Origin of the sequence: Bacillus sp. SA1-12 (assembly GCF_000981385.1) — a bacterium.
Lineage (GTDB): Bacteria > Bacillota > Bacilli > Bacillales > Bacillaceae > Metabacillus.
The window spans coordinates 274,791-287,854 of the sequence record NZ_LATZ01000119.1 but is presented as its reverse complement, the minus strand read 5'-3'; the positions used below and the strand labels follow the sequence as shown (position 1 = coordinate 287,854).

Here is a 13,064-nt window from a genome sequence, read left to right as displayed (position 1 = left end):
TTAATTTTCCCTCCTCTTTGTCCTAAAACAAATAGAAAAGAGGTTCAAATATAAAAGCAGTATAAAAAGTAAAAGGAAGGCAATTTGCCTTCCTCCCTACATTCACATTATATTTTATTAGTATTTTAATGCACTAACTTTTATCATTTTTAATCCAAATTCGTTCAAACATTACGTTGTCATTCTCTTTTTTTAATAGAAAAACGTCAGGGTTGCTAAGGTTTTTCCATTCGTCGAATCCGAATTCTTTATTATAATGATGTAAAAGCAATGACAATAAATTGCCATGTGTTACAATCACTGAGTGGTCACATTCACTTCGAAATTCTTCTTCGACGACCGCTAAGATTCGCTGCATGGCTTCTTGACTAGATTCGCCACCCTCAAACTTTACTCCGAGATCATCAAAAGTTATTTTCAATTTTTCATACCAATCCGGTAGATTACACGTACTTAAAATACGTACTGTCAATTGTGTATGACTCTCTATTTCAATTTCTAATCGTTTAGCAAGCGGCTGGACACTTTGAATTGCTCGCTTATATGGACTCGAAATTATTCGTTCAACTGTTAATTCTGCAAAAAAGTTGGAAAGTTCTATTGCTTGGTTAAAACCCCGGGTTGTAAGTTCAGCACTGGCATCCTGCCCTTTTGCTTCACAATGTCTTACAAGATAAATGCTTTTCACCACCAAAACCACTCCATTAAACTAAGACTTATCTCACAAAAAATGTTACATCCTAACGTTTCGCCTGACTTAAAAAAACAATTCTTCGTTGTATCTTTACCGGCAGTTATTCCCCACTTATCAACTTAGCTGCCTAAAGGCTGAAATACGGATTATACTTCCGGTAAAAAGTTCTAAAAAACCGTTTTTAGACCCAATGCGGGTTCCAAACTACTTCCCATAAATGTCCATCAGGATCTTGAAAATGTCCTGAATAGCCTCCCCAAAAGGTTTCATGAGCTGGATCCGTTATGATAGCACCAGCATTTTTAGCTTGCTCCATGACCAAATCTACTTCTTCTTTACTCCCTACATTGTGACCAATTGTAAATTCGGTCGGGCTTGGGGCTGCCAAAGGTATTTTTGCTTCATGTGCAACATCCTTTCGATTCCATATTGCAAGCTTTAAGCCTTCCTGAAGATCGAAAAAGGCAACAGCACCGTGTTCAAATTCTTTGCCTTCAATTCCTTTTGTAGGGAACCCTAGACCGTCTCGATAAAATGTTAAAGACCTTTCCAAATCATCTACGCCTAACGTAAACACCGTAATTCGCGGTTCCATGGTTTTACCTCCTTGGTAAGAGCTATTCATGTATTTTTACCTTCTAGTTTGATCTCTTAAAATTCAATATAAAATGGCTGTAAACCGTCATTTAAACAATACTCAATTCTTTGTCTAAAGTTCTTCCATGTAGCCATTTCCAGGGCTTGATTGATTGGGAAAAATCCTACTTCTAAACTTTCAGGACTAGTAGAGAGATTTCCCCCGATTGGAGTACCTAAAAACAAAGTGTTGCATATTGAACCGTTTACATTTTGAAATATCCCACAAAATCTTATAATCTCAATATCTATCCCGGATTCCTCCTTTGTTTCTCTAATGGCAGCGGTCTTCAAGGACTCACCTTCTTCAACCTGACCGCCAGGCATCTCCCATCCCCTGCGCGGTCCTTTAATTAACAGGATTTCCTGTCGGTTATTTAAAACAATCGCAGCAGCTGAAACGATATGTTTTGGCGGTGTCATATTCATTCCCCATTCTATCATTTTTATATTCTCAATTATCTGAGTCTAATTCTCTTATATGTACAAACAGAGGTTCATTTTTCACATGCTCCATTTTCTATAAACTCAATGAACTTTTATTAAAGCTTGACCAATTTTTCATCCAACTACACTTTAGTAAGTCATATCATGCTAAAAGAATTTTATCAAAACATCAGGAATAATTATTAGTAGCAGGAAGGTAAATGAACTTAATTTTAGTCCCTCCTTGCTGTCATCCTATATTAATAAGTTTACCACTGTCCCATATCTTTTTCCAAAACTTACATCCTAAATGAATATCAAGCTATTACCATATTAGATGATTCATTCAATAAACCTAAATTGCAAAATCCTTTAAGCCTTTTGGCAATTAATTAATATCACCTAAATATACTTGTGTTTGCTTACCGTCATTGTACTTTTTTATATAGTTGCTTAGTCCTCTCGGATAAACCCGGTAGTTATGCAATTCATTTAAAGCTATCCATTCAATACCGACTTGTTTGGCGTCAGGATTAGTAGGTTTAGTATGATTATTTATTTCATTCATAAGGTTACAAACAAAATAATACTCCACCTGATGAACATGATAATCGAATGCAGAATACTCGTGGTTTTTACCGATATATTCACGAATATGAAGAAGTTTTCCTATTTCTACTGAATGCCCTATTTCCTCCAAACACTCTCTTATGAGTGCATGATGAAATGTTTCACCATGTTCCTGACCACCACCAGGATAAAGATAAAAAAATCCCTCATTATCTTGATTTTTTGTTAATAGAACTTTATCTTCACTTATGATAATTGCCTTTACCGAATTTCGAATATCCATTTGTGTTCATCCACCTATCCACTAATTGATTAATGAAATGTATTCAAACTTGTAATATTTTTTCATATATCAATCCTTGCTTTATTTCAAGATAACCACCTTAATTGAACTGTTAATCCCTCTTCTTACTTCGGTTTCAATCACTATGCAGATAATGAATAGTCAAGCAAGGTATGTATCGTGCGGAACTATTCCCCACAAAAAAATCCACTCACCATAACATTTTTCTATATTTTACCATAGATGAGATAGTTATTGGTCATTGTTTCCTTACTTTTACTTTAGTTAGCATAGACCAATAACACTTATCAAATATCCGTCCAACCTATATCTATTCCTTATCTGCTAATAAAAAAAGTGTTACCGCAAAGTGGTAACACTTTTTTTATTTAACCTATCAAACAGAATGCTTTTCTAAGGAACCAAGCTCCTTCTTTTCTTTAAGGCTGAGCATCACAATAAAGGATAAGCAATATAATGCTGCTAAATATGTCATGGCGATTGTCATATCATAACTTTGCAGAATATAACCGACAAGGATTGGCGAAAGACCGCCAACTGCTCTACCAAAATTAAAAATGGTATTTGTTGCGGTGCTGCGAACTTGTACAGGATAAAAGCTGCTGATTAACGCACCATATCCAGCAAACATTCCGTTAGAAAAGAACCCAACGATCGCACCGCCGATTAATACGCCTACACTTCCTTCAGCAAAGGAATATAAAAATACCGCTGATGCTGAAGCAAGAAGAAATATTCCATATGATCGCTTTGCTCCAAAACGATCAATAAGTTGTCCAAAGGTCAGCATTCCAATGATCATACCAACAGCTGTACTGATTGTCCAAAGGGCTGAACCAGACACTGATAAACCTTGTGATTGTTGCAGCATGGATGGCAGCCAGATCATCAATCCATTATAGCCTGCGATCTGCACAGTTGCCATGATGGCTAAGGTAACGGTTGTAAGGGCTATTCTCGGTGTTTCGAATAACTTCTGCAACTTACCGTTCTCTTTTTTGCTTTCAACCTGTTTTTCCTTTTGAGCAGCTACCCATTCTGGGGATTCATCTAAGTTTTTACGAACAATATAAGCAAAAATAACAGGTAGTACACCAACAAAGAATAATGCTCTCCAACCGAATACAGGAAGGATCATGGCGCTTAGCAAGGCTGCTAGAATAACACCATATTGGGCACCTACACTTACATATGATGAAACTCTTCCTTGTTTATTCTTTGGCCATGCCTCTGCAACAAGAGCCATTCCAATCCCATATTCACCACCAGCACCTAAGCCGGCAATGAATCGATATAAGTAAACTTGTTCAATATTAGTAGCTAGTCCTGTTAAGGCTGTACCAATCGCAAACAAAATAATGGTATAGGTAAAAATTCGTACTCTTCCATATTTATCGGCTAAAATTCCGAATAAAACCCCGCCAATAAGCATTCCGATATTGGTAATAGACGAAATTAGACCGCCTGTCGCTAAATCAATGCTAAACTCCGAAATAATCATTGACATCGCAAAGGAAATAAACATGATGTCCATGCCTTCCAATGTTAAACCTGCTACTGATGCTACAACTGTTTTTTTACGATAATTCATTGTTGTTCCACCCTCCGTTGTGATCTTATTTTAACTCTTTTTACTTTGAAGGAATGGAGTTGAATACATCCATTCTCTTTTCAAGCCTCACAGGACTCTGATTAAAAGAGGTACTCATGATTAAACACAAAAATGCCCTTTGGTCACAGAGGACAAAAGGGCATAGATAGACAAAAAAAGATTACATACTTGTTTTACGCTTGCCACCCTTTTCGGCCTCTCTGGACCGTATTAAAGGTAAAAATATTATGTTGATATTATACTAACAGGTTTAACTGGATCATTCAATATAAATTTGATCTCACTGCTCAATCCGCGAAAATCGTGTTTTTCATGCTTACTTTATAAAGGACAATCCTTCAATTTAATATTTTTCCTATATTTACGTTAACGACATAATTGTCATACTCGCGACATATAATGTATTAATCTCATAGGAAGGAGGAAAAACCCATGGATAATCGGATTTTCTTATTCCTTGCTACGATTTTATCAGGTTTTGCACTTATTAAAGTTCCTTTAGCTGGCTCATTTCTTGAAAGCGTTTCACCATTTACTGATATTCTTGGCATACTAACAGTTTTAGTCTTCTCACTAGTCTTACTTTATTACGGCGTAAAAGGTTTATTTAGTAAGTAAATACGTTTTAGGAAGGCACTCTTTATGGGTGCTCTTCTTTTTTAAAAACATAAGTTTTTAATTAAATATTTATCAAAAGAAATAGGTGAGGAAAAGATGTTTACTGTTTATTTTTTTGAGAATAAAAATCTTTTATTAAGTCAGCTTCTTAGAAGTGTGCCTTCTGATGGTGAAGAATTAAAAATTAAAGGGCGAAAAGGGAAAGTAGTGAATGTTTCACAAATTAATGAAAACCTGTATCATGTCCAACTTCAATTAGAAATCGTTAATAAAAACAAAGTTAGTTTAGAACAATTAAAAAAGAAAAAGCGATAATGTAAATTCCTGTCTTACAGGTGGCTTTTATTCTCCTCCAAATTTGATGAAGTTATTTTCCCCCTCAATTTTCTACTAAAATGAATACAAGTTTATAAACTATAAAAAATGACGCATACCTTCAAGCGTCATTTTTTATATCATTTTATTAAAGGTAATCCTGTGTAGCTACCTCAACGATTTGCGCTTACTTAGTTCTCCCCTGCTCCGTTATACTTCAGACCGTCTCACACCTTTGGCTTCAATTAATGATGCAAAAAAACTAAGCTTTATTAACGTTAATTTAAACGAACAGTACTATAAAAAATCTGTCATTGTCTTTTTTATATCTTCCACTCGGCTCTGAATCAAGGGGTGTAAAATGGGCAAATATGGTTGGAGTTCTATCCAACTTTCTTTCAGTTCTTCCTCCGAATTGTTTTCAAGTAAAATACGGCTTCCATAATCAGCAATCTCCTGTAGACACCAGCGATATAAATAAAATTCGAATATTCCTTCATGTATGATTGTATGAGGACGGTGGATGAGATAACTTGTCAGAAATCGTTTAAAATCAACTGGCTCACCATCAACCTCGATAAAGTTCATAAGGTCTCGTTCTACAGGTGCTATTTTGATTTCTCCCCAATCAATGATAAACAATAGATCTTCTTTATCACATAAGATATTTGCAAAATTTGCATCTCCATGCGTAATCACATGCTCTACCAGTAGTGTTGATAAATTCATTTGCATTGATTTCATTTTTTTTAGGACTGCAAGTAAATCTTCTCTTTCGGACATAAATAATAAAGCTGTTTTTTGCTTATAATCATTTGTCCTACTATCATACTGTGATGATATGTCTAAAAGCTTGTAAATGGTTTCCTCAAAAGGATTTTCAAATTGTTCAGTAGGAAGATGTTCGAACATCTTATAATTTACAGAATGTAAATCTGCCATTAGTCTGGAAATAGGTTCTAAATAATGGTTAAAATTTTTCAGATCATAAATGGAGTCACCATATATATACGGGAATAGAGAAATGGCTTTATCGTTTATTTTTATGGTCTCTTTTCCACTGTTTGTTAGGATTGGCGCTACAACATATTTCTTCCGGTGTTGGTAGTTAAGAGCAGAAGTAACCGATAATGCAACTGAAAAATTAGTGGATTTATCTGTTCTTTCGACTTTTGCAAAAAAGCTCTTCTTGCTCTCAGTTTCAATATAGTATCCGTAGCCACCCTCTCCCTTTGGTAAGAAATAAATCGAATTTATTTTTCCAATGGGATACTGATCTTCTATCTGTTGAATAAGGTGATCTTTTTTTATCCCGGAGTTATCTTTTTTCATTTGGTCTCCCACCTAAACCTTTATTAAATATTTAGCAATCATTTAATATAAGCAATCCTATTTCTCTTATGTAATGATATAAAAACCTAGTGATTAACCCATGACTTTTTGTGTACGTGATTGCCCTGACTTTTTAATTGACGGGAACGATAAAAAAGAAAAATAAGGATGGTTGCTACAAATGTCATAGCAGCCATAAGCTGATATAAAAATTGGGAACCATATAGATCTAATACCAAGCCGCCGCCGGTTCCGCCAATTGCTCCGCCTATTCCAAAACAAACTGACGAAAGAACTGCTTGACCTGTGCTTCTTAAATGATCTGGAATGATTCTAACAGCCATTTGCATCGCAATCAGCCAAAACAGACCAAAAGTTATTCCTTGGGTTACTTGTAAGAAAGTTGCTATGTATGGAGAACTAACAACACCATATAATATCCAGCGAATGGTATACAGACCAGAAACAATTGATAACAAGAATAATTCATCATAGTCACTTACTTTCCTGGCAAGAAAATAAAAAACAGGAACCTCGCTTAAAGCAGCTAATGACCAGGCAAGACCTATCCAAAAAGTTGTTGCCCCAAGACTTTCAAGATGTAAAACAATCATTGTATCATTGATCCGATGGGGAACCAAAACGAGTAAACATAATAATAAAAATGAAATAAACAAGCGATTCTTTATTACTTCACCAACTGATTTCAATTTTACTTGTGCAGTTGGAGCATCTTGATCTTTTAAGAATGATAAAGCGAATAATGTGATGATCGATGTCACAAAAAATGGAATAAATAAAAGATCAATGCCAATTCGTTGGAGCAGAGGGCTGGAAATTAAGGCTATGGAAAAAAATCCGAGCGAACCCCATAAACGAATTTTTCCATAATTGCCTTTATTAGAGCTCAGAGTCTTCAAGCTCATACTGTCAATAAGCGGAGTACAAGGGGATAAGGCAAAATGGAATAATAAGAATGAGATAAACACTACCCAAAAGGAATTCGAAAAAAACACACCAAAACTGACAGCGGTTACAATGAGGTATAAATAAACCAGAATAATCTTTACCTTCTTATACTTATCACTTATAAAGCTCACCATTGGTTGGGCAATAACACTGATGAGCGGTGCAACTCCCATGATGCTGCCAATCTCTATTGAACTAAAACCTTTGTGAAGTAAATATAATGGTAAAAAGGGCAGGATGACCGCTTTCCCGCCTAGATGAAGAAAATTGAGTCCTTTTAAGAAAAAAATTTGTTTTGAATAATCTTCCACATCAATCTCTCCAAATGTTCATTTTATTTTAAGCTTACTTAAACATATATTACTGTTTCTAGCTTCTTTTCCGCATTTTGATATCCAAAAGAATGAATGTATGCAATGTTATGATATATAATGTTTGTAACTTCAGAATCCATCATAAAACGAAAAAGGCTGTCTATAAAACAGCCCTAATAAGGTATTAACAACAATACTTATTTTTTAAATGGAATTTTTTAACTCTTATTAAGAACTTATACTAAACTCAGGAACCTCAACTTTCACTTCACAGCCTTGTTCAGATGAGCGTAAGATGCCATCGATAATCGCTTGGTTGATGACAATTTGTTCACCAGGAATTGGGGCAGGTTTTCCTTCCTTAATTGCCACAACAAAGTCGCGAACCTTTTCATAGAAAATATTCAACTGATGATTTTGTACAGGAATAGTTGTTTCAGCATGATGGCCTTTAATATCATGGAATAAGCTGATTGAACCGATTCCCCCATCCCATACACCGCTCCAAGGACCGCTGCCTGCAGGAGTTAATTTTAAGCCGGCATCACTTCCAAGGAAGATGGTTGGACCAAGAGAGTCCATATGCATCGCCCAAGATATTTTAAAGTTTAACACGATGCCGCCTTCTAAACGGACCATCGCCACACCAAAATCTTCCACTTCAAACTTATTCGCTTCAGGATGATAGAGCGGATTTGTTCCAAAATGGTTAGACGTATAAGCTGATACAGTAAGCGGCTTAGGATAGCCAAGAGCATTTAATGCAAGATCCAATGAGTAGCATCCGATATCCGCCATAGCCCCAGCGCCAGCTAATCCTTTATTAATAAATGTACCACCTGGCATCCCTCGACGGCGTCCGCCGCCAGTTTGAACATAGTAGACATTCCCTAATTGGCCAGATTGAACAATCTCTTTTACTGCCTGCATATTCGGATCATACCTTGGTTGAAAACCAACTGAAAGGATTTTATTCGACTTTTGCGAAGCTTCCACCATTTCGATTGCTTGGTCTAATGTAACAGCCATTGGCTTTTCAACAAGCACGTGTTTTCCAGCAAATAGAGAATCAATACTTGTGTTGTGATGGGCAACATTTGGTGTACAAACACTTACTCCATCAATATCCATTTTTAATAGTTCAAGGTGGTCATCAAAGCCTTTTGCTTCTTTTAATTCAAGCTGTTCAATAAATTGCTCTGCCTTGCCTGGAATGACATCGGCTACAGCTACAATTCTTACATCAGGCATTTGCTTATAGGCTCTTGCATGGGCAGCGGCAATTCCGCCGCTGCCAATAATACCGATATTGATTGTATTTGACATCTAATTTCCCCCGCTTTTCTTTTCGGTTAGCTAACTGTAGTGATCGGTTGATAGCCTGCCGCTTGATAAATTCTTTCTGTTAACGTTACGACTTCTTTTGCAAATTCCCCTGGGACCATTACTTCTTGATTACCTAAAATGGCTTCAATAAAGCTTTTATCCGAATTGGTTGTTTGCTGTGGAAGCTCAGGTTCAATCGCATCTTGACCTAAAAGCTTGAGAGTAATCTTACCATTATCATAGAAAATCGCTCCATCTTCCCCGCAGAAAACATAGGTTTCATGCCAGCATGGGGCATTTCCGATAATATTCAGACCGGCAACTACATTATTCTCAAAGCGGATTGCGGTAAATGAATCCTGTTCAACAGGAGTTTGATGCAGCTCCATTTTCGATTCTACTTCAAGTGCTTTTAAGCTTGTAGTCCATAAAAGAACATCAACAATATGGCTGCCTGAATCCATCAGCATGCCTCCACCTGATAATGAAGGAATTTGCCGCCAAGTCCCCTTAGTTAAGTGTTTCCAATCCTGGTATAATGAAGCGGTGATCGATGTAAGCTTGCCGATTTTGCCGTTAGCAATTGCTTCACGTATATAAAGGAAAGCTGGTTCAAAATGTCTTTGATAGGATACCTGGAGCAGCTTGTTTGCTTTACTCGCTAACTCGATTAGCTCCTCTGCTTCTTTTAATGAACAGGCCATAGGCTTTTCAATCAGTACATGACAATCATGGTTGATACTATCAACTACATGCTGATAATGGAGGGTATGCGGTGAGCAAATTAACACCGCATCCATCGGAACAACTTCAAGCATGTCTTGATGATGATCAAACTCACTAACTTCTTTAAGATTAAATTTCTCAATCAACGTCTTTCGATTTTTCTCATTTGGGTCAGATACTGCAACAATATCAGCATTTTCGATATCTCCTAATTGTTTCACATGCAAGTGAGAAATACCGCCTGTGCCTATAATACCTAATCTTATTTTTACCATCTCGATCACCCCGTTAACATTCTTTTCCGACATGCAGATTAGAAACAAAACTAACTAGTTTAGTTTGTAACGAAAGAGGATTCTTCTTCAAAATAAACAGCTTTACCTGTTTTAGCAGATTCATAGATTGCTTCAAGTATTTGAGTAACAACAAAAGCTTGCTCAGGTTTTACGACAGGCTCTGTATCATTAATGATATTATCAATCCAGAGGCGTGCTTCTAAATCTGCATCTGATTCAGCCTTTCCATCATAGAAGGCAACTCCGCCAGCCCCAAGATCAACTTTTGTTGTGTAAAGCTTTCCGAAGCTCTCCCCGTTGACTCTCAGTCCATCTTTCATATCAGCGCCGCCCTCTGTTCCGCTAAGTGAGCATTTTGCTTCATCTACATCTAATGAATTTAATGCCCAACTTGATTCCAACACAATCGTTGCGCCATTTTCCATTGTAATAAATCCAAATGCAGAATCTTCAACAGTAAACTTTTCAGGATCCCATGGTCCCCATGCATTTGCAGCATTTTTCTTTTGGCTTAATTTATGGTATGTCGTACCCATTACTGATTTAGGCTTATAGTTATTCATCATCCATAAGGTTAAATCCAGTGCATGTGTTCCAATATCAATTAATGGTCCGCCGCCTTGTTTTTCTTCATCCAAGAATACGCCCCATGTTGGAACTGCACGGCGGCGAATGGCATGTGCCTTCGCATAATAAATTTCACCTAAATCACCGCGCTCACATACATTATGTAAATGTTGGCTGTCCGGACGGAAGCGATTGTTATATCCGATTGTCAGCTTTTTACCAGAGCGTTTTGCTGCCTCTAGCATTGCTTTCGCTTCAGCAGAAGTTTTTGCCATTGGCTTTTCACACATAACATGCTTTCCTGAATCAAGTGCAGCTACTGAAATTTCCGCATGGGAATCATTTGGCGTAAGGACATGTACAACTTCAATGGTATTATCCTGAAGAAGCTCGCGGTAATCGTCATACACCTTTGCATCCGGTGTACCAAATTCAGCTGCCGCTTTTTCTGCTCTTTCTACTAAAATGTCACAGAATGCTACTAGTTGAACATGTTTTAATTTTGATAAACTTGGCATATGCTTACCGTTTGCAATTCCTCCACACCCGATAATGGCTACTTTTACTGTTCTTGTCATTTTCATTTCCTCCTATGTGTTCATTATTTAAAGTAAATTTCAAGATGTTCTTTAGCTTTTATAATTCCTTGCTGTTCCTTCTCCAGAGAACCCCAATAACGATGATCTTCCAGTTCAATACTAATTGGTCCTTCATAGCCGATCTTTTCCAAACGAACAGCTACTTTCGACCAATTAACATCCCCTTGTCCTGGTATTGTATATCTCCATGGACCCTCTGAAAAATCATAGTTAACTCCAAAGGTAGCAGCAATGTTACCGCATTCATATTGTTCATCGTATAAAATTTCTGTGTCTTTGCCATGACAGTAATTAATTCTGTCAGCAAAATCACTCATGACTCTTAGATAATCGATCCCAAGTCTTACTAAATGAGATGGATCATAGTTAATCCCAAAATGTTTTGAAGGGATCACATCAAACATGGCTCTTAACATTTCAGGTGTACTGCCTAAGGTTGGATAGTATGGCGCTGGTCCCGGCCACCCTTCTAATGCAATATAAACCCCTTCTTTTTCTGCATGTTCGACAATACTAGGAAACGTTTCTTTCCAAATTTCAAAGGCATCTTTGCGAGAGATGGTGATATCCTCAGGAACAAGACACATGAACATGACTTTACCACCAAGACGAGAGATTTCCGTCATTTGGTTTTTAAGCGCTTCCACTGCTTCTGCCCGTGCAGCCTCATCTTTACTCAAAAGCTTCGTTTGTCCAACAGCTCCGACACCGTCGATTGAACCTACTTCAAGTCCGTTTGCTTCAAGGACCGATTTCACTTCTTCGTTGTAATAAGGGACATCAATTATATCAATTCCATTACTAGAAGCCCATTTCGCAACAGATTCGATTCCATCTGCACCAATCTTAGGCGGGATTCTCATACCTATTTTCTTCGTCATGCCAACAACCTCCTGCTAGAAAAATATAATTTTTTAAAACTATTTAATTCCACTAAACGTAATACCTTGAATAAACGTTTTTTGTAGAAAGAAAAACAAAATAATAATCGGTAAAGTCATCATCGTTGATACAGCCATCATTAATCCCCACTCAGTACCCATTTGCGTTTGGAATTGCTGTAATCCTAATGACAATGTGTATTGAGTCTCATCCGTTAAGTAGAGTAATGGACCGATAAAATCTGTCCAGCTGCCCATGAATTGGAATAACCCAACTGCCAGAACGGCAGGCCTTGCTAGCGGAAGCATAATTTGCCAATAAATGCGAAATTCGCTGGCTCCGTCAATTTTGGCTGCATCCCTTAAATCGTCAGGCAGCCCCAAGAAGAATTGGCGTAATAAAAAGATGTAAAAGGGTACCCCGAAAAACGCAGGTACAATTAAAGGAAGCGGTGTTCCGACCCATCCCATTTTGTTAAAGATTAAAAATAATGGAATCATCGTTACCTGACCAGGAATCATCATAACCGCTATGGTAATGAAAAAGAATACATTACGTCCCTTCCATTCCAATTTCGCAAAGCTGTATGCTACAAGGGGACAAGTTAGAACAACTCCAAGTGTACTTACTAGTGTAATGACAACGGTATTATTTAAATAAGTAAAAAACGGTATATATTCCATTGCATCCAAATAATTTGCCCACTGAAACGGTTTTGGAATCCATTCAGGCGGGTAAGAAAATACTTGAGTAATAGGTTTCAAGGATGTTGATACCATCCATATAAATGGAATAATAAAGAAGCACGATGCAATAATTAAGCATATATGTGACAAGGTTTTCTGAAATTTAATCTTCCCTTTTGCACTCATTTCATC

At 37.0% G+C, this 13,064-nt stretch carries 14 protein-coding genes; 2 read left to right on the top strand and 12 right to left on the bottom strand.

What is annotated here, in order from left to right:
- Positions 1-133 precede the first annotated feature (133 nt).
- The 5 genes from WQ54_RS20800 to WQ54_RS20780 all read right to left on the bottom strand — a co-directional run bounded on the left by WQ54_RS20800 (position 134) and on the right by WQ54_RS20780 (position 4,221).
- On the bottom strand, positions 134-691 hold the full coding sequence (locus WQ54_RS20800; RefSeq protein ID WP_331435149.1) for a histidine phosphatase family protein: 558 nt from the start codon (positions 689-691) through the stop codon (positions 134-136).
- A gap of 184 nt (positions 692-875) precedes the next feature.
- Positions 876-1,289 carry a VOC family protein gene (locus WQ54_RS20795; RefSeq protein ID WP_046586931.1) on the bottom strand — a complete coding sequence of 138 codons (414 nt, stop codon included), beginning with the start codon at positions 1,287-1,289 and terminating at the stop codon, positions 876-878.
- 56 nt (positions 1,290-1,345) lie between these two features.
- Complete coding sequence (locus WQ54_RS20790) at positions 1,346-1,753, bottom strand: NUDIX hydrolase (protein WP_156178066.1); 408 nt, start codon at positions 1,751-1,753, stop codon at positions 1,346-1,348.
- 391 nt (positions 1,754-2,144) lie between these two features.
- Complete coding sequence (locus WQ54_RS20785; protein WP_046586928.1) at positions 2,145-2,609, bottom strand: NUDIX domain-containing protein; 465 nt, start codon at positions 2,607-2,609, stop codon at positions 2,145-2,147.
- A 397-nt stretch (positions 2,610-3,006) separates the two neighbouring features.
- Complete coding sequence (locus WQ54_RS20780) at positions 3,007-4,221, bottom strand: MFS transporter (protein WP_046586926.1); 1,215 nt, start codon at positions 4,219-4,221, stop codon at positions 3,007-3,009.
- Positions 4,222-4,674: 453 nt separating this feature from the next.
- On the opposite strand from WQ54_RS20780, the gene WQ54_RS20775 reads away from it, so the two are divergent.
- The gene (locus WQ54_RS20775; protein WP_046586924.1) at positions 4,675-4,860 is read left to right on the top strand and encodes a hypothetical protein; all 186 of its coding nucleotides are present in this window, start codon (positions 4,675-4,677) and stop codon (positions 4,858-4,860) included.
- 96 nt (positions 4,861-4,956) lie between these two features.
- Positions 4,957-5,175, top strand: coding sequence for a hypothetical protein (locus tag WQ54_RS20770; protein WP_046586922.1), 219 nt, complete (start codon positions 4,957-4,959; stop codon positions 5,173-5,175).
- A gap of 297 nt (positions 5,176-5,472) precedes the next feature.
- Here WQ54_RS20770 and WQ54_RS20765 read toward each other — a convergent pair whose 3' ends face one another.
- The 7 genes from WQ54_RS20765 to WQ54_RS20735 all read right to left on the bottom strand — a co-directional run bounded on the left by WQ54_RS20765 (position 5,473) and on the right by WQ54_RS20735 (position 13,058).
- Positions 5,473-6,507 carry a phosphotransferase gene (locus WQ54_RS20765; RefSeq protein ID WP_046586920.1) on the bottom strand — a complete coding sequence of 345 codons (1,035 nt, stop codon included), beginning with the start codon at positions 6,505-6,507 and terminating at the stop codon, positions 5,473-5,475.
- An 86-nt stretch (positions 6,508-6,593) separates the two neighbouring features.
- The gene (locus WQ54_RS20760; protein WP_046586918.1) at positions 6,594-7,787 is read right to left on the bottom strand and encodes an MFS transporter; all 1,194 of its coding nucleotides are present in this window, start codon (positions 7,785-7,787) and stop codon (positions 6,594-6,596) included.
- 231 nt (positions 7,788-8,018) lie between these two features.
- Positions 8,019-9,116 (bottom strand): Gfo/Idh/MocA family protein, encoded by a 1,098-nt coding sequence (locus WQ54_RS20755; protein WP_046586916.1) that lies wholly within the window; start codon positions 9,114-9,116, stop codon positions 8,019-8,021.
- 26 nt (positions 9,117-9,142) lie between these two features.
- Positions 9,143-10,117 (bottom strand): Gfo/Idh/MocA family protein, encoded by a 975-nt coding sequence (locus WQ54_RS20750; RefSeq protein WP_046586913.1) that lies wholly within the window; start codon positions 10,115-10,117, stop codon positions 9,143-9,145.
- Positions 10,118-10,176: 59 nt separating this feature from the next.
- The gene (locus WQ54_RS20745; RefSeq protein WP_046586911.1) at positions 10,177-11,283 is read right to left on the bottom strand and encodes a Gfo/Idh/MocA family protein; all 1,107 of its coding nucleotides are present in this window, start codon (positions 11,281-11,283) and stop codon (positions 10,177-10,179) included.
- Positions 11,284-11,306: 23 nt separating this feature from the next.
- Positions 11,307-12,185 carry a sugar phosphate isomerase/epimerase gene (locus tag WQ54_RS20740; protein WP_046586910.1) on the bottom strand — a complete coding sequence of 293 codons (879 nt, stop codon included), beginning with the start codon at positions 12,183-12,185 and terminating at the stop codon, positions 11,307-11,309.
- A 39-nt stretch (positions 12,186-12,224) separates the two neighbouring features.
- Positions 12,225-13,058, bottom strand: a complete 834-nt coding sequence (locus tag WQ54_RS20735; protein WP_046586908.1) for a carbohydrate ABC transporter permease — start codon at positions 13,056-13,058, stop codon at positions 12,225-12,227.
- Between the last annotated feature and the right edge of the window lie 6 nt (positions 13,059-13,064).

Coding starts and splice junctions, on each gene's coding strand:
- WQ54_RS20795 (WP_046586931.1), bottom strand. CDS start 1,289: ATGGAACCGCGAATTACGGTGTTTACGTTAGGCGTAGATGATTTGGAA.
- WQ54_RS20790 (WP_156178066.1), bottom strand. CDS start 1,753: ATGACACCGCCAAAACATATCGTTTCAGCTGCTGCGATTGTTTTAAAT.
- WQ54_RS20785 (WP_046586928.1), bottom strand. CDS start 2,609: ATGGATATTCGAAATTCGGTAAAGGCAATTATCATAAGTGAAGATAAA.
- WQ54_RS20780 (WP_046586926.1), bottom strand. CDS start 4,221: ATGAATTATCGTAAAAAAACAGTTGTAGCATCAGTAGCAGGTTTAACA.
- WQ54_RS20775 (WP_046586924.1), top strand. CDS start 4,675: ATGGATAATCGGATTTTCTTATTCCTTGCTACGATTTTATCAGGTTTT.
- WQ54_RS20770 (WP_046586922.1), top strand. CDS start 4,957: ATGTTTACTGTTTATTTTTTTGAGAATAAAAATCTTTTATTAAGTCAG.
- WQ54_RS20765 (WP_046586920.1), bottom strand. CDS start 6,507: ATGAAAAAAGATAACTCCGGGATAAAAAAAGATCACCTTATTCAACAG.
- WQ54_RS20755 (WP_046586916.1), bottom strand. CDS start 9,116: ATGTCAAATACAATCAATATCGGTATTATTGGCAGCGGCGGAATTGCC.
- WQ54_RS20750 (WP_046586913.1), bottom strand. CDS start 10,117: ATGGTAAAAATAAGATTAGGTATTATAGGCACAGGCGGTATTTCTCAC.
- WQ54_RS20745 (WP_046586911.1), bottom strand. CDS start 11,283: ATGACAAGAACAGTAAAAGTAGCCATTATCGGGTGTGGAGGAATTGCA.
- WQ54_RS20740 (WP_046586910.1), bottom strand. CDS start 12,185: ATGACGAAGAAAATAGGTATGAGAATCCCGCCTAAGATTGGTGCAGAT.
- WQ54_RS20735 (WP_046586908.1), bottom strand. CDS start 13,058: ATGAGTGCAAAAGGGAAGATTAAATTTCAGAAAACCTTGTCACATATA.